Source organism: Prolixibacter bellariivorans ATCC BAA-1284, from assembly GCF_000621705.1.
Taxonomy (GTDB): Bacteria; Bacteroidota; Bacteroidia; order Bacteroidales; family Prolixibacteraceae; genus Prolixibacter; species Prolixibacter bellariivorans.
On sequence record NZ_JHXO01000010.1, the window covers coordinates 14318 to 34797 of the forward strand.

Sequence of the window (20480 nt, forward strand, 5' to 3'; positions counted from 1 at the left end):
GGATTGAATGAGCAAAATTGCCGAAAAAGGGTTTCATTTCAAAGGAAAAACCGGTGAACCCAGACTGGCCTCTTTTCAACCCATAAAACACTACCTGTCATCACCAACACTACTGAACCCAATTACACAAAACTTAACTCACTGAAAGACTTCGTGTTTTGCCCCATTGTTATTTTCATGTTAAATGCATCAAATCACATAAAATCATAACGCGATATCCATTTTTTTACGAACTTTGCGGCGATTTAATTAGTTTACAGAATATATTGAAATGATGAAAAAAGGAAGAGGACAGGACCGCCCACAAAAGCGGACCGTCGGAGGAAGAAGCAGCAGCCGTTTGGGCACGAATAAAACCACTGAGCGAGTAGGAAAGCGCAAACGGATTCCCGGAGCAAAAGGCTCAACAAACAGCAATAGTTCTGGGCGATTCTCAGGCCCAAGAGATGCTGAAAGAAATGAAAGACCCAGTCGTTACTCAAGACCGGGAAGCACAGAAAGAAGTGAAAGACCCAGCCGGAATTCACGAACTGAAGGTTCGGAAAGAAGAGGAAATCCAAAGCATTTTTCAAGAACTGAGCGCCCCGACAGAAGCGAACGCCCCAATCGGTTTTCCAGGAACGAAGGTACCGACAGGAGAGAATACTCCGATAGAAAAGACTCTCGCTTTGGGCGTGACAACCACCGATCAGATAATTCTAACTACCGTAAAAACGATCGTTTTTCTGGACGGAATGAAGATCGGGGTGACCGCCGCCAGGAACGTAACCCACGAAGAATTGAGGAAAGACCCGATTCGGACCGCTACATGAACAAGGATGGAAAAGTCATCCGTGGTCGGTTTGGTGAGCAAAATCTGCGCAACAAACGCGTCGGTCGCACCGAGCGCATACAGAGTGTTAAGCGGGAGGATGACGGAACCATTCGCCTCAATCGCTTCATTGCCAATGCAGGCATTTGCTCACGAAGAGAAGCTGATACATTCATTGCTTCGGGTGTGGTAACTGTCAACGGAAAGCCTGTAAACGAAATGGGTATTCGCGTAAAACCTGGTGATGATGTGCGTTTTAATGGTCAGCGTATTTCTGCTGAGCGTAAAGTATATGTATTACTGAATAAACCGAAGGGATTTGTCACTACCGTGGAAGATCCACACGCCGATCGCACGGTGATGGAGTTAATCAGTAATGCCTGTCCCGAAAGGATTTATCCGGTAGGACGACTCGATAGAACCACAACGGGACTGTTGCTTTTTACCAACGATGGTGAAATGACCAAACGTCTCACCCATCCGAAATACAACCGTAAAAAGATTTATCACGTTCATCTCGACAAAAATGTCAGCAAGAACGACCTGCAGCAGATCGTCGATGGAATTACGCTGGAGGACGGTTTAGTGGCAGCTGATTCGGTTAGCTATGTAGAGCCGGAAGACAAAAAACAGGTGGGAATCGAAATCCATTCCGGCAAAAATCGCGTGGTACGCCGTATTTTCGCGCACCTTGGCTACAAGGTACAGAAGCTCGACCGCGTATATTTTTGCGGATTGACAAAGAAAAATCTGCCTCGTGGCAGATGGCGTTTCCTTTCCGAAGACGAAGTGAGCTTCCTAAAAATGGGCTCATTTTAAGGAAGATTTTCAATTTTCGTCTATCTTAGTGTAATTCAAACTTCACAGGTACGACTTATACTTTAGCAAATTGGATCGGGAATTTCTACGAAAAATATCTGAGAACCAAGGGATCATTCATAAGGTCACAGGCATCTACTGTGATAATCCCGAGGATCGAAAGGATCTTTTTCAGGAAATTCTGATTCAGCTATGGAAGTCGTACGAATCCTTCCGAAACGAATCAAAATTTTCTACATGGATGTATCGCGTTGCCCTGAATACGGCCATTACGGCTTTTAAAAAGGCATCGCGGCATCCGTTGAATAATCAGATTGAGTTGGTCAGTTTTCAGCTGACTGCGGAAGAGTACGACTACGAGTTTGAAGAGAATTTGAAGTTGCTCCATAAAGCGATTGAGCAATTGACAGGGGTGGAAAAATCGATCATTTTGCTTTATCTGGAGGATAAAAAATACGAAGAGATAGCTGAAATTACGGGGATTACCCAAAACTACGTCAGGGTGAAAATGAACCGTATCAAAAAGAAACTGAAAGCGATTTTAAACGTGGATGCCTGATGGAACTATCCGAACTGAAAACAGCGTGGGAAAAAGTGGCCGATCGCTCGGCTGATGAAAACAGGCTTGAAGAAGACCAGCTCAGAGAGATTTTGTCCAACCGTGGCAAAGGCATTATTTCCCGGCTCGACCGAAATGTAAAAATCGGGTTTGGTCTGTTGGCTCTGTTCATTCTGCTTACGTTCATCGATAAGTTACTACCCAACTCGATATTAAATAACGGTCTGTTCGAAGAAGTGCCGCAACCACCGGTGTGGCTGTTATTCTCAGGGTGGGTTGTCAGTATTTTCATTGCCTTCACCTTTATCTCATTTGCATGGAAATATTACCGGTTACGCGTACCACATTTGGCTGCCGAACATTTACCTACAGCACTCAACAAATTGCTGATGGTACTGGGTACCTTCAAAAAGCAGTTCTACCTGGCGCTTTTTCTGTTTATTTTCGAAGCCGGATTATCGTTTTCCATCGGGATGTATCATGGATATACTTCAGTGAGTAATACTTTAGGCGATTCGTTTCTGCTTGTCGCACTGGTTATCCTTATCATGCTTTTCATCCTCGGTATTTTCGTCGCTATTCTTGCCTTTATTTTTCACCTGGGGTTCAAGAACCTTTACGGGAAATATCACCAACAACTGAAGGATACCCTTCATGAGCTCAACGAACTCGAAGATTAACAGAATTATCAGATTATTCATCACCGGATGGGCATTGTTCTTTGCCTTACCGGCACATGCCCAAAGTATTTCCGGGCGGGTGCTCGACGAAAGAACCGGTGAACCGCTTCCGTTTGTCAACATTGTGTATAATGCCAACCAGGAAGGAACAGTCACCAACATCGATGGTTATTTCACCATTCCATCGGCGAAAGTGGAATACCTGCGGGCGAGTTACATGGGCTACCGGACGCAATACCTCGACAAGCAACATCTCCTGAAAAAACCGTTACTCATCAGGCTATTGCCCGCCGAAATCCAACTGGAAGCCGTGAATATCTTTCCAGGAAAGAATCCGGCTGAGACCATCATGGAGAAAGTTCTCCGTAACCGGAAGAAGAACGATCCAGACGAGCTGAATGGATATCGCTATACCGCTTACCACCGTTTCTGGGTTACAGCCGAGAGTACCAATAAAACATCTCTCGCGGCTGATACAACATCGATTCGGTTGTTGAAACGGTCACAAAAACAACATCTTTTCCTGATGGAAACCATTAGCCGAAAAAATGTGGAGAAACCCGAGCGGGAACATGAAGAGATTTTACAATCGCGCGTGTCCGGAATTCAAAATCCCTCGTTCATGGTGCTGGCTACGCAACTGCAATCATTTTCCGTTTACCGGAATCAATTCCAATTGTTGGATCAGGAATTTCTTTCGCCACTCAGCCGGAATGCCATTCGTAATTACCTGTTCCTGCTTCGCGATACACTCTATTCACCGGAAGGCGATTCGCTTTTCGTGATTTCCTTTCAACCACGAAAAAACAGGAATTTCAACGGCATGACGGGAACATTGCACATTAACAGCAACGGTTATGCTGTAGAAACCTTCCTGTCCAGGCCGGCGCAAATTCAGAAAGGCACACCCGAAATTAACATCCTCCAAAAATACAACCGCTTACCGGATGGACACTGGTTCCCGCTCGAACTGGACACCGAACTAAAGTTTCGCATGAGCGAACTGCCCGGGTCCAAATCGTCAGACAGCACGCTGAACAAACTATTACTGGTGGGAAAAAGCCGTACCTACCTGATGCAGCGGGAGATTAACCCCGCATTCACGAAGAAAGATTTCCCTAAAAATGCCGTTACTTATTCCGGGGTCAACCAACCGCTTCCGACAGATGTAAAGCAATTCAGGGAACGTCATACCAGTCCGCTCGATGCTGAAACCTATCGTGTTATTGATAGCTTGGGGCGAGCCAGCCACCTGGAAGAAAAGCTGCAAAACTTCAAGTCGCTGATTGACGGACAAGTTCCGTTGGGACCTATCGACTGGGACTGGAAACGATTGGTAAACTACAACGATTACGAAGGATTCAAACCCGGACTCGGACTGGAAACCAACTCAAAACTGTCGCGATACTTCAGCGTTGGGGGATATGCTACATACGGTTTTCAGGATAGGAAAATCCGACACGGCGAATGGTTTAATCTATTTCCATCAGGCTACCGCGATTTACGACTTCAATTGGGCTACCACGATGAAAACCTGGAGATAGGGGGAAATGATTTTCTGGAGAAAAGAGACCTGTTGCAACCGGAATTTTTCCGCGATCTGCTCATTCGGCACATGTATGCCACCCGCCGGTATTCGGCCAAATTCCTGTTCCGTCCGTTACAGACATTGAAGTTGCAACTGACGGCTGATGCTTCGGATAATCGCTTCAGCATCATCGGAGCTGATTCGATTCAGAAATACAAGCTCAGCCGTATTGGCCTTCAGCTACGGTTTGCTCCGGGCGAAAAAACCTATAAAGCACCCGACGGTCTCTATACCTTTAAGCCGGCATCCAGCGAGTGGTTCGTGAATGCTTACAGAGGGGTTCACTGGTTCGACGGGCCGTATTCCTTCACCAAACTGGAGATGAAAGGCCGGATGAAATTCATGCTAACGCCTTCGGGCCCGACACGCGTGATGGTCAAAGCGGGAAATGTAACCGGTGATGTACCGTATCCGGAACTGTTCAACGGCAACGGTAGTTACACGTCGTCTTTTACCCTGTTGGCGCCCTACTCCTTTGCCACCATGCGCATGAACGAATTCACCGCAAACCAGTATGCATCCATTTTTATCAGGCAAAGCCTGGGAAAAATGTTCATGCACCGCAACACCAGCTTTCATCCTGAAATTCTTGTCGTTCAACATGCGGGTGTCGGAAAACTGGACGACAAATACCAAAATGCGTATCAACTGTCACCGAGCGATTTCCGGAAAGGCTATTTCGAGTCCGGCTTCGAAGTGGACAATTTATTACCAAGCGGTTTGCTAAGCTATGGTCTTGGTGTTTATTACCGATATGGACCTTATGCGCTACCGACGGCGTCGGATAACTGGGCTTTTAAAATCGGGATGTTTCTGAATTTTCAAAAACAGTAATCAGCAACATGATTAAAACAACATGAATATAACTCCGGCTTCGGATAACCGATGTCGGGATAAAGCGATATTATTATCTTTGTACCAAAATATTAAGAATAACGAACGTATGGGACATAAATCCGGATTTGTCAACATTATCGGAAATCCGAATGTGGGAAAATCAACCCTGATGAACGCAATGGTAGGCGAAAAACTATCCATCATCACATCCAAGATGCAGACAACCCGTCATCGCATCAAAGGAATTGTGAACGGCGAGGATTTTCAGATTATTTACTCCGACACGCCGGGTATCCTGAAACCGAACTACAAGTTGCAGGAATCGATGATGAAGTTTGTGTCGACAGCTCTCGTCGATGCCGATATCATCCTCTATGTAACTGACGTGGTGGAAGATTTTGAAAAAAATATTGAATACATTGAAAAGATTCGGCAAAACGATATTCCGATCCTGGTTTTATTAAATAAGATCGATCTCTCGAATCAGGAAGAGGTGGAAAGTAAGATGACTCGCTGGCGCGAATTACTGCCCAACGCCGAAGTCTTTCCAATTTCCGCGACTGAAAATTTCAACATCGATGTAGTGTTCAACCGAATCCTGGCACTACTGCCGGAAGGTGCTCCCTTCTTCCCGAAAGATGAATTGACCGACCGGAACGAACGCTTTTTCACGCAAGAGATTATTCGTGAGAAAATCCTATTGAACTATCAAAAAGAAGTTCCTTACTCGGTAGAAATCGAAGTAGAGTCGTTCAAGGACGAAGAAAAACTTCTTCGTATTGATGCCGTGATTTATGTGGCCCGTGACAGTCAGAAGGGAATCATCATCGGGCACCAGGGAAAAGCCCTGAAAAAAGTGGGAACCGAAGCCCGCAAGGACATGGAAGAATTCTTCGGGAAAAAAGTATTTTTGCAGCTTTATGTGAAAGTCGCCAAAGAGTGGCGCGATAAAGAAAACATGCTGAGAAACTTCGGATACGAGTTTCAATAAATTTAGAAGACCGGTAAATGAGCAATATAGTAGCGATAGTTGGACGGCCCAACGTAGGTAAATCGACCCTGTTTAACCGATTAACCGAATCACGGAGGGCCATTGTGGATGATGAATCGGGCGTAACACGCGACCGCCTCTACGGCAAGGTGCTGTGGAATGGCGTGGAGTTTTCGCTCATCGATACCGGAGGTTATGTTTCCGGCTCCGATGATATTTTTGAAGAAAGCATTCGCGAACAGGTGCATGTGGCCATCGAAGAGGCTGATGTGATTATGTTTGTAGTGGATGTGGAAAGTGGCATCACCGATTTGGACCAGTCAGTGGCCCAAATGCTCCGCCGTGTGAGCAAGAAAGTGGTTGTAGTAGCAAACAAGGTGGATAACCATCAGCGTGCACTGGACGCTGTTGAGTTTTATTCACTGGGATTGGATGAAGTATATACCGTTTCGTCTGTTAACGGTTCAGGCACCGGCGATCTGCTTGACGCAGTCGTAAACATTCTGCCAAAGGATACTGAAGAGGAGGAAGAGGAAACCATTCCCAAGATTGCCATTGTAGGAAGGCCCAATGTGGGGAAATCGTCGACTATTAATACCCTTGTCGGGGAAGATCGGCACATTGTAACCGATATTGCCGGCACGACCCGCGATTCGGTTTCGCAACGTTACAACAAATTCGGATACGATTTTATTCTGATCGATACGGCCGGATTGCGGAAAAAGAAAAACGTCAGGGAAGACCTGGAATTCTATTCTGTTCTGCGCTCCGTTCGTACCATCGAAGATGCCGATGTGTGTTTGCTGCTCCTCGATGCCACCCTTGGCGTCGAAGCCCAGGATGTGAACATCTTCAACCTGATTGCACGGAACCGTAAAGGTGTGGTAGCGGTAGTGAACAAGTGGGATTTGGTTGAAAAAGACAACCACACCATGGAACAGTTTCGCCGGAAAATTCTGGAACGATTCGAACCCTTCACCGATATTCCGGTTGTTTTCACATCGGCGGTAACCAAACAACGCATATTCAAAGCACTGGAAGAGGCTCTGCATGTGTACGCCAACCGGACGCAACGTATTCCTACATCGAAAGTAAACGAGGTGATGCAAAAGGTCATAGAGGCCTATCCTCCACCAGCATACAAAGGAAAATACATCCGCATTAAATACGTTACTCAGCTTCCGACGCATACCCCGGCATTTGCTTTTTACTGTAACCTGCCGCAATATGTTCGCGAACCATACAAACGTTACCTCGAAAACAAAATCAGAGAAAACTTCGATTTCACCGGGGTTCCCATTCAGATATTTATGCGGAAAAAATAAAAGCCTATTATGATCAAAAACTATCCTGGCGAAAAATGGAAAGAGATAATCATGGAGGAGGGTGCCCTTCGCATGCGTTATGCCATATCCACTTACGGCAGGATAGCCAGTTTTTCCGATTCACTGAAAGCCGACGGTCAGCTGCTCAAAGGCGGTCTGATTGGCGGTTATCCTTCGCTTCCGCTTCGCCCTTTCGGGAAACCCAAAACGTTTTACATCCATAAACTGGTGGGTGAATATTTTCTGGAACAAAACCGCGAAGGAAAAACCCACATCATCCACCTCGATTACAACAAACAGAACAACCACGTCGACAACCTGAAATGGGCCACGAAAGCCGGAATGATTGCTCATCAGCAAGCTAACCCGGCCGTACTGGAAGGACGTGAAAAGAAGAAAGCCCGCAAAACACAGAAAGGCCACAAACTCACCTCAACGCAGGTTCTCTTGATCAAAAAGAAGATTTTCGACCCAAACCGAAAAACCCGCATGAAGATGATTGCCAAACAATTTGGCATCAGCGAGATGCAGCTATACCGGATCAAATCGGGCGAGAACTGGGGACATGTAAAGGAAGATGAGAACCGCGATAAGGAGAACAAAAAAGGAACGGAGGCGCTGTGAGAAAATTCTCCGCCGCTATATTTCTCCTGTTATTGATTCCTGTCACGTTGCCGGCACAGGAGCAAAAATCCGTGCTCGGGATCAGAAAAGCTTCCCGGATTGTGCATTCGGAAAAGAAACACCGAAAATTTAAATCGGTTGACGAATTGCCGCTTACCTACCGTAAAGCGGCCCGGATTGCGCTAAGTTACTACCCCGAACTGAAAAACACCCGCATCATTTTCAGGGAAAAGAACATCAAAACAACCATGGCGACCCGCCCGCGCATGGACTTTCTGTTTCACCATAAAGGGAAACGGGCATACCGTATTTTTCTCGATACCAGGGTTAAACATGAAGATGGCCTCTTACCTTCTGAGGTGCCGTTCCATGCCTTGGTTGGTCTATTCGGACATGAGCTGGCACATGTCATCGATTACAAACATAAAAGTGCCATCGGTATTGTAACCACAGGAATTCGTTACTTGGGGCACCACTACCGTGAAGAACTTGAGAATGCGACTGACCGGGAGACCATTTCACGTGGACTGGGCTGGCAATTGTATGACTGGTCTGAATTTGTGTTGGAAGCACCGGATGTGTCGGAGAAATACAGGGAATACAAGGAGACGTATTATTATGACCCGGCTCAACTAAAGAAAATCATCCGGCATCAGTAGTTGACGCCCCAAAATGCGCCATCGTCAATTATAAATTTCACAAGGTCCCGAATCCTTCCTCATTTTTAACCTTTCTTAGTTAACATTTCAACACTTTTCCTGTTAGTTTTTATTGAATACGTCGAACATAAAACGACTAAATCATATGGACATTACAGATTTACAAGGAACTGTTACGTTAAGTAATCAGGTAGAAATGCCCTATTTCGGATTGGGTGTTTTCCAGTCGGAAGAAGGTCAAGAAGTGATGAACGCTGTCAAATGGGCGATAGAAGCAGGATACCGCCACGTAGATACTGCCGCGCTTTACCGCAACGAAAAAGGCGTGGGCCAGGCTATTCGCGAAAGCGGCATCGGCCGGAAAGAAATCTTTGTTACTTCCAAGGTCTGGAATTCCGACCAGGGGTATGACCAAACCCTAAAAGCCTTTGAGATCAGCCTGAATAAATTGGGTTTCGACTACCTTGATTTGTACCTGGTTCACTGGCCGGTAAGCGGAAAGTACAAGGATACCTGGAGAGCCCTCGAAAAATTGTATCAAGATGGGAAAGTACGCGCTATTGGCGTTTCCAATTTCATGCAACATCACCTGAAAGATCTCGTGCAGGATGCTGAGATTATGCCGATGGTTAATCAGGTCGAATTTCACCCGCGACTGGTACAACAGGATCTGGTGGATTTCTGCCTGAAAAATAACGTCCGCCACGAAGCGTGGAGCCCGTTGATGCAGGGGAAAGTGCTCGACTTGCCCGAAATCAAAGCCATCGCTGAAAAGTATGGTAAAAGTACCGCTCAAGTGATTTTGCGTTGGGATTTGCAAAAAGGTGTCATCACCATTCCCAAATCGGTACACAGAGAACGCATCATCAGCAATGCCAACATTTTCGATTTCTCTCTGAGTGATGAGGAAATGAAAACACTCGATAGTCTGGACAAAGGAGAACGCAATGGTCCTGACCCAAACAATTTTAATTTCTAGACAATCAATATCGGAAGGCCACTGTGGCAGGTGGCCTTTTTCAATTCGTCACGATTGATCATCATTTTCCAAAACATAACAATGCTTCCAATCTCTCTTAATTGTTATGATTTGCCCTATTGCCTAACATGAACGGCAATTCATTCCTATTTGATGAAAAATCGTTGTACATTTGCCCGACTTTTCCCGACAGGTTGGAAAAGCGTTAATGATTTGTGGCAGACTTGGTTTAACGGTTCGATTAAAGCGGGAAGGCCCAATTAAAATTTTTACATGATACAATTTGAAGAAATGGGCCTGGATCCGAGGATTATCAAAGGGATCCACGAACTGGGATTTAAAGAACCCTCTCCGATTCAGGAGAAAATTATTCCACAATATTTGCAATCACCCGGCGACATGGTCGGTCTGGCACAAACAGGAACCGGTAAAACGGCTGCTTTTGGATTGCCAATACTGCAAAGCATTGATACCAATAAAAAAGTACCGCAGGTACTGATTTTAAGTCCAACCCGTGAGTTGTGCGTACAGATTGCCCGCGAAATGGAACTTTACGCCAAGTATCTCTCTAACGTAGATATTCTTTCGGTGTATGGTGGCGCGGCCATCGAGCCACAAATTCGGGCACTGAAAAAAGGTCCGCAAATTATTACAGCTACTCCCGGACGTATGCACGACATGGTTCGCCGGAGAAAAGCCGACCTTTCCAGCATCGACATCCTGGTGCTTGACGAAGCAGACGAAATGCTGAACATGGGCTTCCAGGAAGATTTGGATGCCATTTTGGCCGGAACGCCGAAGACCAAACGCACGTTGCTCTTCTCGGCTACTATGCCGAAAGAGGTGGCTACCATCTCCAAAAAATACATGACTTCGCCGGTGGAAATTACCGTGGGTAAGAAAAACGCCGGTGCCGATAATGTAAGTCACATCTATCACATGGTGCATGCCCGCGACCGTTATGCGGCGCTCAAAAGGGTTATGGACTTTCATCCCGACATTTACGGTATTGTTTTTTGCCGTACCCGGATGGAAACTAAAGATGTGGCTTCCAAGTTAATTCAGGACGGTTATAATGCCGAAGCTTTGCATGGCGACTTGTCGCAGGCGCAGCGCGATTTTGTGATGGATAAATTCCGCACCCGTGGGGTACAGATGCTGGTAGCTACCGACGTGGCTGCCCGCGGGCTGGATGTGAACCATCTGACCCACGTTATCAACTTTAACCTGCCCGACGACACGGAGAACTATACCCACCGAAGTGGCCGTACCGGTCGCGCCGGACGTTCCGGAACTTCCATCTCCATCATTCACATGAAGGAGCAAGGGAAAATCCGAATGATTGAAAAGAGCATCGGTAAGAAATTTGAAAAGATGCCTGTTCCGGCTGGTGAAGCTATTTGCGAACGGCAGTTGCTTCATTACATCGATCGCCTCGGTGAAACAGAGGTTGATGATTCTCAGATTGAAAGTTACATACCGGCCATTCACGAAAAACTGGAAGGCTTAACCCGCGAAGAGCTTATCAAGCATTTCGTGGCTATGGAGTTTAACCAGTTGTTGAAATACTACCGTGAAACGGAAGATCTGAATACGGTAGAAGCTCCGGCAGGCAGAGACGGAAGACAGCGGAACAGCAAACGGGAGAGTCACAACGAAAAGGGTATCCCGATGACTCGCTTCCATATTAATATCGGCAGCAAAAAAGGATTAAGTCCCAAAGAATTAATTTCCATTGCTGTGCGCGCCACGGGAAAACGCAACCTGGAGGTAGGTCGCATTGACCTTCTGCGCAATTTCTCGTTTGTAGAAATCGATAGTTCACAGGCAGGTTCATTCGTTCAACAGGTGAAAAAACTGATGTTCGATGGTATTCCAATTGTGGCTACCGAATCAAACGAACGTCCGCCGCAACAAAAGCCGCGCTTCAATAGCAACAGCAACGGCAAGAGACGTGGTGGTGGCGGTGGCGGTGGCGATTTCCGCAGGAACAACGACAGAAGAAAACGACGCTAAGTCAGTTCATAGATATTAGATAATACAAAGCCCGGAAATAACTTCCGGGTTTCTTTTTGCCTTAAAAAAAGCCCTGCCATTTCCGGCAGGGCTTTTCCTTACTGTTTGATGATTTTATCAAGGCTTAATTCTTTGCAGGCTTTTCGGGCTTTGCTGGTTTTTCTGGCTTCTCTCCCTTTTCAATATCATTCAGGTGCTCCAGCCCATCGATGTGAACGCCCTGACCGATTTTGGCAATCTCATTCATATCGAGATTACCCGTAATACTGATGATTGCATTATCGTCGCCGCCAACCACCATCAACAGGTGCGATACACGTTTCTCCTTGTTCTCTTTGATGTAGAACCTAACGACTTGACCTTTTTCCTTCACATCCATCAACAGCTCATATTCGCCTTTGATTTTGTCGAAGAAATGATCCTTGTTCAGTTCATCATAGAAGTTGAGGGATTTGTTCAGGGCTTCATCGTCCACCGAAAGGATGCGAATTCCCGAAAGGCTCGACAGCATGTTCTGGGCTTCCTTGTCGTCCTGCTCAAACTGCGAGGCCATTCCCAATAGTTTTCCTGAAATATTCACGGTAGTAAATCCATCCTTACCTGAATATTTATCAAATAATTTAGTTACTGCATCCTGTGCCATCATCTGAAACGGCAACAACATCAACAGGATAATAATTAACTTCTTCATGGCTTATTGTTTTAACTTCAAATTGACAATTACATTCATTTGCGCATACCCTTTACCATAGAATTCCAGTGCCTGGTAAAGTGGTTTCGTATCTTTTTCCATATTTGGAATCTTGTCCAGCTGCTTAATTCCCTTGTTGTAATTCACCGATACATACTTCAGCGCATCCATGCTCATTTCGTAGGCTTGCTTTGGATTTTCCGGCGCGTTCATGGCCAGTTGATTTTTCTGCATTTGCTGGTTATTCCAGATATTCAGTGTAAACAGCACCACAATTATCGCTGCAGCAATACCGGCCATCCAGGTAACCTGGTGTGTAAAACGCTTCCGCTGAATAATCCGTTCGCGCGTTTCTATCGCTCCGGTAATTCTTTCGGCAAATGCCATCTCCTCCATCGTATCCACCGGTTCATCCAGTCCTTCGAAAAACGGACGGTTGATTTCCAACGCTTCCGGCAAATCCCGGTTTTCCCGGAAAAAGTCCCGAAGCTGCTGCTCTTCCTCTAAGGTGCTTTGCCCTTCAAAGAACTTTTCCAGTAATATTTCTACTCTTCGGGTTTCCATAGTTCATTCGTTTAATCATTTCATCACGCACTTTTTTTCGTGCCCTCGACAGATTTGCCCGAACTGCACTGTTCTGCATATCCAGTACCCGGGCAATTTCATTCAGTTCATAGTGTTCGATATCCCGCAGGTGAATCACGGCTCGCTGCTGTTCCGGCAGCATGTCGATGATTTCTTTTGCCAACCGGGCAGTATCTTTTTGCTCAGCCAACTCGTCGGCCTGCTTCATATTCGATATCCATTCGTTCCGGGCCTTTAACTGTTCCATCGGAATCGTCCGATGCTTCTGTATCTCGTCAACGCACAAATTCCTTGTCATCCGCATCGCGTAAGCTTCCATGTTATCGACTCCTGCCAGGTCCTTCCGACGGCTCCACAATTTCATGAATACCTCCTGCACCACATCTCTCGCCTGCTCATCGTCGCGGAGAAACCGGACGGCGAACCGGAGCAACTTACCGGACATCGGGACAACCTCTGTTTTAAATGTTTTGGAATCCATTGCTTGCGAACGATTCGTTTGGTTCTGTCAGTATCATGACTCCCCTATCGGGAATTCGTTACACCAACCGGTTTACTTTTTCACCTTTACGCTGTCAATCCTGCTCAGCTGCTGCATTCCATCCATGTGGAGCGAACGATCGAGCTCGGCTATCTTTTTCAAATCCATCCGGCCGGTGATGGATACCAGCGTATTTTCCTGACCTCCCACAATAATGATCAACTCGCGGATGTAATCCATTTTATCCATTAGGGCAAAAATGTGCACGCGATCACCATGGTCATTCGTTTCCAAAAGCAAATCGTAATTCTTCTTCAGCTTATCAAGAGCGCCACTGGCCCGAAGGTCGGTGTAAAAATCAACCCGGTTATTCAGCTCCTTATCTTCGATGCTTATCACACGTACTGAATTAACCTGACTGAGAATCTCTTTGGCATCCTGATCCTCGTCATCTACAAACCACCGGGCAAACCAGATGAGCAGATGCGGAACATTCACACTTTCCACCCCTTCGCGACCAGCATATTTATCGAACAGGTAATCGGTGGGGTTGCTTTGCGCCATCGATGCGAATGGCAACAAAAGAAACAGAAGGATAACAAGCTTTTTCATTTGACTGGTATTTTAGGTTTCATTGACAACGATTCAACATTCTCATATTTTGCCACCTTAATGTAGGTGTTTTATCAAGAAGACCCGGTTCGGGAAAATATGTTACACGCGCTGATGCTTTTTTTTGAAATAAATAAAAACAAAAAGCCCCTCCGTTTCCGGAGAGGCCGTTGAGAAATCTTGCTGAATGTTAATCCGGCAGTAAAATTAGCACAATGTTGATCATTAATATTTTCTGCGTCAAGACCAATCACATCGAACGATTGAGGTGCCCTAGCGAGTTTACATATTCAGCAGATTGCCGATTTTTATTCCTATATAAATGGAACGAGGTAGTCCCGGCCCATAAATATATCCCGGATCACGATCAACTCCCCGGTCAAAATCTTCTTGATAGGAATTAAAGATATTTTTTACTCCTCCATAAAGTTGCAAGATCGCCCCGTTGAGTTTGATGTTATATCGAACCTTCATCCCAAAATCAAAAAACGGATCCGATTCGCGCAATTCCCCTTCTTCCGGGTTTGCCAGGGTATTACCAAAATAGGGAATTAGCATCTTTCCTGTATAGTTTGACGAGGAAGAGATTCCCAAATTAGCTATCGGCTTCCAATCCAATGTCAGGTATCCATAGCTATTGGGAGTACGGAAGAACCGCTTCTCGTTAAACTCCTGCACCTCACTATACCGACTGCGTTGAAAGGTTAATCCTGACTTCATCGAGAAACTTTTCCCGGGAACAAAATTCAGCTCCAGGTTAACTCCCTGAACAGTCGCTCCTCCTTTTGCATTCGTCCGGGTATACACCACCACGCCGTTTCCATCGGGTGCCCCGTATTCGTTCACAAAGGCATCGTTCAGCTGGGTGTAAAATCCTTCAGCTAGGAATCCCAAAGACACCTTGCCCAATTGTTTGTTAAAATCAAGCGATGCCATGGTACTGTGGCTCGTTTCCTGTTTCAAGTCCGGATCATTTTGGTGAATCACTTGGCGAGAACCAGACGTCTCGATGTGCAAATCTTCGTCAAAAATTTGAGGAGCACGATACCCCTTTGAGTAACTTATTCGCACCTGTAAATAATCCTGAATGTCATATTTCAACGTTACACGGGGACTGAAAACATTTCCCTCTTTTTCTTCGCCCGAAGTAGTTTCATCAGTGACCTTATAATGGTCAAGACGACCTCCAACCGACACATTCGTTTTATTCCAGGTAACATCATATTGTCCGAATATCCCAAAGGTATTGCTGGTTTGATCGGCTACCAGGGTATTGCTGGTATGCGGAATTTCCACAATCCTATTATTAACAATAATCGCATTCTCCCAGTCGGGATAACCCAGTTTTTTATCATTCAATGTTTCTCTCCGATTTTCCAGTCCCACGATTAAATTGGTACCGTCGAAACGGGCATTGTACTGTGTGCCTGCGACACCTGTAACTCCTTTGGTTTTCCCATAATCTTGTAATGATTGTTCTGCTCCGTAATAGGAATCACGATTGATCAGTTGACCCGAAACATAAACAGACCACAAATCGGTTTCCCGGAAAAACTGCTCATACGTAAGCGCACCCGTAATCATATCATGATTCACTGCTTCGGCAATATCCGATTCATGCTCCGGATAATCAAACTTGTCCCCGCCACGACGGTTCTCCTTAATATTAAAAAAATCGGCCGTTAGTTTGTTACGAAACCCAAATCGATGAAAAAGCCGGGTTCCGAAAGTTGTATTATTCATTTTAGGAAGCTCCGAAAAGCCGTCACCATTCGCATCAAACGGAGCCTTGTCACGGAAAAAACCATAGACAGACATTCCTGTTTTATTATCGCTTGAAACCACCGATGCGTTGGCATTTACACTGTAGTCCTGTGCCGGATCACCTGCATCTTTAATTCCGACACCATTGACACCCCCATTCACTCCAAACTCATATGAGTTCCGGATAGGTTCCTGAAGAATCAGGTTAATGGTCCCTGCAATCGCATTACTTCCGTACAAAGCAGAACCACCACCGCGAACCACCTCTATCCGTTCGATCATGTTCGATGGAATCAGTTCCAGCCCATATACGCCAGCCAATCCGCTAAAAATGGGCCGACCGTTGATCAGTATCTGGGAATAAGGACCTTCCATACCATTAATCCGTACCTGGCTGAACCCACAATTCTGGCAATCATTCTCCATGCGAACTCCCGGGCTAAAATTCAATCCTTCGCTAAGTGTAATCGCATTCATCGTGGTCAGCAGTTTGGGAGTAATTGTATTAACAATGACCGATGACTCTTTCCGGTCTTTCGCGTTTCTATCCCCCGTTACTACAACCTCATTAATGTTTAATACATCAGGAGAAAGCTGAAAATTGACCTCTTCCGTTTCTCCCTTTTTTATAAAAATCTTCTTCGTTATTGGTTTATATCCCAATGTCTGAGCTTTTATTGTCCATGTACCTTCCTGAAGATTAAGCAAACGGTAATGACCGGTTTCATCGGTCACTGTACCCATAGTGGTTCCCTCAACTACGATGGAAACAAATGGCAGATGCTCATCAACCGACTTGACATGACCTACAATATTGGCATCGGTATTTAAACGTTGAGCTTTAACGCCAGGAACAAATAATATGAACGAATACAGAATATATAGAATGAATTGTTTCACGTTTGAGAATATTTAATGGTTGATGTATAACTCCTTTATTGCAGCATTACTCTTAGATTTGTAGCTGCTCTAATTTTACATGAGAAAAATAATACGCGCATTTATCTGTCATGCCACCAGTATCCCTGATTTCTCTTTCGTTATTTTTTTCATCACCTTATAAACCAGGCAATTACACATAATTAGTTACTCCGGAGATGGCAGATCCATTCCCGACAAGACAAACAACTAATGAAAATCCATGTGCTCATCCTGCAAAGAGTAAATCAGGGTATCAGCAGAGAGAGCTGATACAGCTGCTAATGCTCAAATTGCGTATTATATACTTGAATATCTAATGGGTGGGGCTCTCTCTGAATTTTGTGAGAGCAATGTCTGATAATAAGAAGAATGACAAAGAATAGAACGCTTTAACAGCTTTGAGTGAGTGAATACCGTTAAAACGAAAAATGAAGAAATAAAAAGAATATGAACGCTGTGAACATGCATACAACCTTCGGTCGTATGATGATGATGTTTTATTGGCTTGGAATCACTGTGCTTGTTGTATGGATGAGCATGTACCAGAACCTGTCCGTTCGGTAACTGGTGCACATGCATAAACAAAGCATCGTTAGTCACCAACAAAAGGACGACCATAGCGCCAAGGAGCGCGACAATTTGTTTACCCCTATTTTTAAAAGACAGGTTCATTTAACGAATATAGACAAATTCAAGTTATTATAGCTGTCAAAAGCCCCTCCGTTTCCGGAGAGGCGATTGAGGTCTGCTCTTTTCATTAGACCGACTATTCAACAGAGCAGATTGGTTAGGCAGGTATATGAATACGAATCGCTGTGTTTTCTTTTCAGGAACAACAGGAATGACTTTTACTCACCTGTTTAACCGGACTATGACAGGCTTTGGCACCGGCCATATTTTTTAAATCGCAACCACTGCATCCGGCACATCCTCCTGACGCACCTTTCGAGCGCAAACTTTTGACAATGCTGTATACCATATAGGCAAACGCTGAAAAGACAATGATATAGACCAATATATTTTGTACCATCACGTGTGATTTTTTCGGGTTAAACAAACAAACTTCCAATCTGGTACGTGGCAAAGGCCACCACCCAGGCAATCCCCGTGGTATACACCATACTAAAGACAGCCCACTTCCAGTTCGACTCTTTCTTGATGGCAGCAATCACCGCTACGCACGGGAAATAGATCAAAATAAACAGCATAAAACCAAAGGCAACCAACGGTGTAAACACCCTCTCTCCTTTTAGTTTTCCGGAAGAATGTCTCTGTTGCTGCAGCTTCTGCACCAGCGTGCCCGAATCGCCGTCACCCTTTGCATGGTAAAGAATTCCCATCGTGCTCACCACAATTTCCTTGGCGGCCAGTCCGGTGAGAATACTCACTCCTATTTTCCAGTCAAAACCCAGTGGTTTCAATACAGGTGCCAGGGCATGTCCCATCCGACCGATGTACGAATTCTCCTGATGTTCGGAAGCTTTGTCCATCTCCAGCTGCGAAATCTGATGTTGCTTTTGCGTTTCGTTCAGCGATGCATTGTTTTCCACCTGGGCAATACTTGCATCATAATTCTGCGTGTAATTTACCTTTCGGGGGAAGTAACTTAAAGCCCATATCAAAATCGAAGCGACCAGAATCACTCCACCCATTTTCTTCAGGTACTGAACACCTTTGTGCCACATGTGAATAGAAGTGTTCCGCAAGGTTGGCATCCGGTAAGGCGGCAATTCCATCACAAACGGAACTGCGGCTTTGCGGAAGACCGTATTCTTCAGCACCAGCGCCACCACAATGGCCATGATGATGCCAATCATGTAAATGGAAAAGAGAACCAGTCCCTGGTTTTTCGGGAAGAAGGCAGAAATGATCAATACATATACCGGCAGCCGTGCACTGCATGACATGAACGGCGTAATCATCATCGTCAGGATGCGGTCCTTCCGGTTCTCCAGTGTCCGGGTCGCCATCACGGCGGGCACGTTACAGCCGAAACCCATGATAAGCGGAATGAATGATTTCCCGTGCAACCCGATTTTGTGCATCAGCCGGTCCATGATGAATGAAACACGCGCCATGTAACCGGTGTCTTCCATAAAGGAGATAAAGAAGAACAGGATCAGGATATTGGGCAGGAAGACAATTACACCGCCCACGCCGCCTATCACACCGTCGACCAACAAATCCTTCAGCGGGCCGGCCGCCATGTGGCTTCCCACAAAGTCACCGATGTAGCCTACGCCCGTGTTAATCCATTCCATGGGGTAATTGCCCAGTGTGAACGTAGCCTGAAACATCAGCCACATGACAAAGATGAAAATGGGAAAGCCCAGTATCCGATTCGTAATAAATGAATCAATCTCTTTGCTGCGCTGCCGCCTCTTCTCGCGGCTCTCGATGTAGGTCTCACTCAGCGCCCCCGCCACAAAACCGTATTTGGCATCAGTAATCACCGTTTCCGACGATTCGCCAAAAGCCTTTTCCAGCTTGGCAATCTCGCGGTCGGTCAGCTCGTTGATGCGAGCAAAATTATCGCGCTTCTTCAGCATCGAGCGGGTTGTCCGGTCGTTTTCCAGCAACTTCACTGCCAGGTAACGCGACGAATATTTATCGATTAAATGTTCGTCCTTGTCCAGCTCCTTCCGGAGAATATCGATGGATTTTTCAATATCGTGTCCGTAATTGATGTTCACGTAACGCACAACCGGGTCACGGTCTTCGTACACATCAATCACTTTTCGCATCAGGTTTTTAATGCCCTGCCCTTTCACGGCAACGGTAGGAATAATAGGAATGCCGAGCATTTCGCCCAACTCGCGGAATTTTAAACGGGCGCCTTTCTTCTCCAATTCATCGTACATATTCAGGGCAATCACCACCTTGATGTTCATATCGATGAGCTGCGTGGTGAGGAAGAGGTTCCGCTCCAGGTTCGAAGCATCCACCACGTTGACAACCACGTCGGGCATGCGCTCCATGATGTGGGAGCGGACATATAATTCTTCGGGGGTATATTCCGTAATGGAATAGGTTCCCGGAAGGTCGGTAATGTTAATCAGGTAACCATCCTGCCGCATGCGGGCCATCTTCGCATCGATGGTCACACCGCCGTAGTTTCCTACCCGTTCGTGCGAGCCGGAAGCCTGGTTAAAGAACGAGGTCTTTCCGCAGTTGGGGTTGCCCACCAGCGCCATATTGATGGTCTTACTTTTTTCGTGGGCTGTTTTTTTCAGGACGTTGTCGGAAATAATGCCGTTGAAGCCGTTCAGCTTCTGACTGTCGGCTTCGGCGCCAGACAACACATCAATCAGGTTGGCCTCGCTGCGGCGCAACGACACATTGTAGCCCATGATTTCGTATTCGACCGGGTCCTGTAACGGCGCATTCTTGATGACACGCACCTTTTTTCCCTTCACGAATCCCATTTCGGTAATCCGTTTCCGGAAGGCTCCGTGTCCCAACACTTTCGTGATAACGCCCGATTCACCAGTGCTCAAATTCGCTAACCGGTCAACCGTCAGTTCTGTCGTCTCCATAT

The 20480-nt window shown here is 45.9% G+C and carries 18 protein-coding genes; 11 read left to right on the forward strand and 7 right to left on the reverse strand.

Annotation, left to right across the window (positions count from 1 at the left end; translation table 11 throughout):
* Nucleotides 1–458: 458 nt before the first annotated feature.
* The 11 genes from T426_RS26015 to T426_RS23730 all read left to right on the forward strand — a co-directional run bounded on the left by T426_RS26015 (nt 459) and on the right by T426_RS23730 (nt 11888).
* Nucleotides 459–812 carry a hypothetical protein gene (locus T426_RS26015; RefSeq protein ID WP_199898451.1) on the forward strand — a complete coding sequence of 118 codons (354 nt, stop codon included), beginning with the start codon at nt 459–461 and terminating at the stop codon, nt 810–812.
* Entirely contained in the window at nt 809–1630 is an 822-nt protein-coding gene (locus tag T426_RS26020; RefSeq protein WP_025863177.1) for a pseudouridine synthase, read from the forward strand. Before T426_RS26015 ends, T426_RS26020 begins: the two co-directional genes overlap by 4 nt.
* A 70-nt stretch (nt 1631–1700) precedes the next feature.
* Nucleotides 1701–2189: an RNA polymerase sigma factor gene (locus T426_RS0113425; protein WP_025863176.1), complete on the forward strand. Its 489-nt coding sequence runs from the start codon at nt 1701–1703 to the stop codon at nt 2187–2189.
* Nucleotides 2189–2869, forward strand: coding sequence for a hypothetical protein (locus T426_RS0113430; RefSeq protein ID WP_025863175.1), 681 nt, complete (start codon nt 2189–2191; stop codon nt 2867–2869). The genes T426_RS0113425 and T426_RS0113430 overlap by 1 nt, the downstream gene beginning before the upstream one ends.
* Entirely contained in the window at nt 2844–5291 is a 2448-nt protein-coding gene (locus tag T426_RS0113435) for a DUF5686 and carboxypeptidase-like regulatory domain-containing protein (protein ID WP_025863174.1), read from the forward strand. Before T426_RS0113430 ends, T426_RS0113435 begins: the two co-directional genes overlap by 26 nt.
* A gap of 109 nt (nt 5292–5400) precedes the next feature.
* On the forward strand, nt 5401–6285 hold the full coding sequence (gene era / locus T426_RS0113440) for a GTPase Era (RefSeq protein WP_027585836.1): 885 nt from the start codon (nt 5401–5403) through the stop codon (nt 6283–6285).
* Nucleotides 6286–6302: 17 nt separating this feature from the next.
* Nucleotides 6303–7610 carry a ribosome biogenesis GTPase Der gene (gene der / locus T426_RS0113445; protein WP_025863173.1) on the forward strand — a complete coding sequence of 436 codons (1308 nt, stop codon included), beginning with the start codon at nt 6303–6305 and terminating at the stop codon, nt 7608–7610.
* Between the two features lie 9 nt (nt 7611–7619).
* Nucleotides 7620–8234 carry an NUMOD4 domain-containing protein gene (locus T426_RS23725; protein WP_025863172.1) on the forward strand — a complete coding sequence of 205 codons (615 nt, stop codon included), beginning with the start codon at nt 7620–7622 and terminating at the stop codon, nt 8232–8234.
* A complete protein-coding gene (locus tag T426_RS0113455; protein WP_027585837.1) occupies nt 8231–8893 on the forward strand; it encodes a hypothetical protein in 663 nt (220 codons plus the stop codon). The genes T426_RS23725 and T426_RS0113455 overlap by 4 nt, the downstream gene beginning before the upstream one ends.
* 145 nt (nt 8894–9038) lie before the next feature.
* Nucleotides 9039–9872 (forward strand): aldo/keto reductase, encoded by an 834-nt coding sequence (locus tag T426_RS0113460; RefSeq protein WP_025863170.1) that lies wholly within the window; start codon nt 9039–9041, stop codon nt 9870–9872.
* Nucleotides 9873–10145: 273 nt separating this feature from the next.
* Entirely contained in the window at nt 10146–11888 is a 1743-nt protein-coding gene (locus T426_RS23730; protein ID WP_051568996.1) for a DEAD/DEAH box helicase, read from the forward strand.
* Nucleotides 11889–12012: 124 nt separating this feature from the next.
* On the opposite strand, the gene T426_RS0113470 is transcribed toward T426_RS23730, so the two are convergent.
* From T426_RS0113470 to feoB, 7 genes are all read right to left on the reverse strand, one after another.
* Entirely contained in the window at nt 12013–12579 is a 567-nt protein-coding gene (locus T426_RS0113470) for a DUF4252 domain-containing protein (RefSeq protein WP_025863169.1), read from the reverse strand.
* A 3-nt stretch (nt 12580–12582) separates the two neighbouring features.
* Nucleotides 12583–13143, reverse strand: coding sequence for a hypothetical protein (locus T426_RS0113475; RefSeq protein ID WP_025863168.1), 561 nt, complete (start codon nt 13141–13143; stop codon nt 12583–12585).
* Complete coding sequence (locus tag T426_RS0113480; RefSeq protein ID WP_025863167.1) at nt 13100–13645, reverse strand: RNA polymerase sigma factor; 546 nt, start codon at nt 13643–13645, stop codon at nt 13100–13102. The genes T426_RS0113475 and T426_RS0113480 overlap by 44 nt, the downstream gene beginning before the upstream one ends.
* A 72-nt stretch (nt 13646–13717) precedes the next feature.
* The gene (locus tag T426_RS0113485; RefSeq protein ID WP_025863166.1) at nt 13718–14257 is read right to left on the reverse strand and encodes a DUF4252 domain-containing protein; all 540 of its coding nucleotides are present in this window, start codon (nt 14255–14257) and stop codon (nt 13718–13720) included.
* Nucleotides 14258–14539: 282 nt separating this feature from the next.
* A complete protein-coding gene (locus T426_RS0113490) occupies nt 14540–16921 on the reverse strand; it encodes a TonB-dependent receptor (protein ID WP_027585838.1) in 2382 nt (793 codons plus the stop codon).
* 847 nt (nt 16922–17768) lie between these two features.
* Nucleotides 17769–17972, reverse strand: coding sequence for a FeoB-associated Cys-rich membrane protein (locus T426_RS0113500; protein WP_027585839.1), 204 nt, complete (start codon nt 17970–17972; stop codon nt 17769–17771).
* A 19-nt stretch (nt 17973–17991) separates the two neighbouring features.
* Entirely contained in the window at nt 17992–20478 is a 2487-nt protein-coding gene (gene feoB, locus T426_RS0113505) for a ferrous iron transport protein B (RefSeq protein ID WP_027585840.1), read from the reverse strand.
* Between the last annotated feature and the right edge of the window lie 2 nt (nt 20479–20480).

What these genes read in the sequence shown, in the direction of transcription:
- T426_RS26015 (WP_199898451.1), top strand. Translation starts at nt 459, where the DNA reads ATGAAAGACCCAGTCGTTACTCAAGACCGGGAAGCACAGAAAGAAGTG.
- T426_RS26020 (WP_025863177.1), top strand. Translation starts at nt 809, where the DNA reads ATGAACAAGGATGGAAAAGTCATCCGTGGTCGGTTTGGTGAGCAAAAT.
- T426_RS0113430 (WP_025863175.1), top strand. Translation starts at nt 2,189, where the DNA reads ATGGAACTATCCGAACTGAAAACAGCGTGGGAAAAAGTGGCCGATCGC.
- T426_RS0113435 (WP_025863174.1), top strand. Translation starts at nt 2,844, where the DNA reads ATGAGCTCAACGAACTCGAAGATTAACAGAATTATCAGATTATTCATC.
- era (WP_027585836.1), top strand. Translation starts at nt 5,401, where the DNA reads ATGGGACATAAATCCGGATTTGTCAACATTATCGGAAATCCGAATGTG.
- der (WP_025863173.1), top strand. Translation starts at nt 6,303, where the DNA reads ATGAGCAATATAGTAGCGATAGTTGGACGGCCCAACGTAGGTAAATCG.
- T426_RS23725 (WP_025863172.1), top strand. Translation starts at nt 7,620, where the DNA reads ATGATCAAAAACTATCCTGGCGAAAAATGGAAAGAGATAATCATGGAG.
- T426_RS0113460 (WP_025863170.1), top strand. Translation starts at nt 9,039, where the DNA reads ATGGACATTACAGATTTACAAGGAACTGTTACGTTAAGTAATCAGGTA.
- T426_RS23730 (WP_051568996.1), top strand. Translation starts at nt 10,146, where the DNA reads ATGATACAATTTGAAGAAATGGGCCTGGATCCGAGGATTATCAAAGGG.
- T426_RS0113470 (WP_025863169.1), bottom strand. Translation starts at nt 12,579, where the DNA reads ATGAAGAAGTTAATTATTATCCTGTTGATGTTGTTGCCGTTTCAGATG.
- T426_RS0113475 (WP_025863168.1), bottom strand. Translation starts at nt 13,143, where the DNA reads ATGGAAACCCGAAGAGTAGAAATATTACTGGAAAAGTTCTTTGAAGGG.
- T426_RS0113480 (WP_025863167.1), bottom strand. Translation starts at nt 13,645, where the DNA reads ATGGATTCCAAAACATTTAAAACAGAGGTTGTCCCGATGTCCGGTAAG.
- T426_RS0113485 (WP_025863166.1), bottom strand. Translation starts at nt 14,257, where the DNA reads ATGAAAAAGCTTGTTATCCTTCTGTTTCTTTTGTTGCCATTCGCATCG.
- T426_RS0113500 (WP_027585839.1), bottom strand. Translation starts at nt 17,972, where the DNA reads ATGGTACAAAATATATTGGTCTATATCATTGTCTTTTCAGCGTTTGCC.
- feoB (WP_027585840.1), bottom strand. Translation starts at nt 20,478, where the DNA reads ATGGAGACGACAGAACTGACGGTTGACCGGTTAGCGAATTTGAGCACT.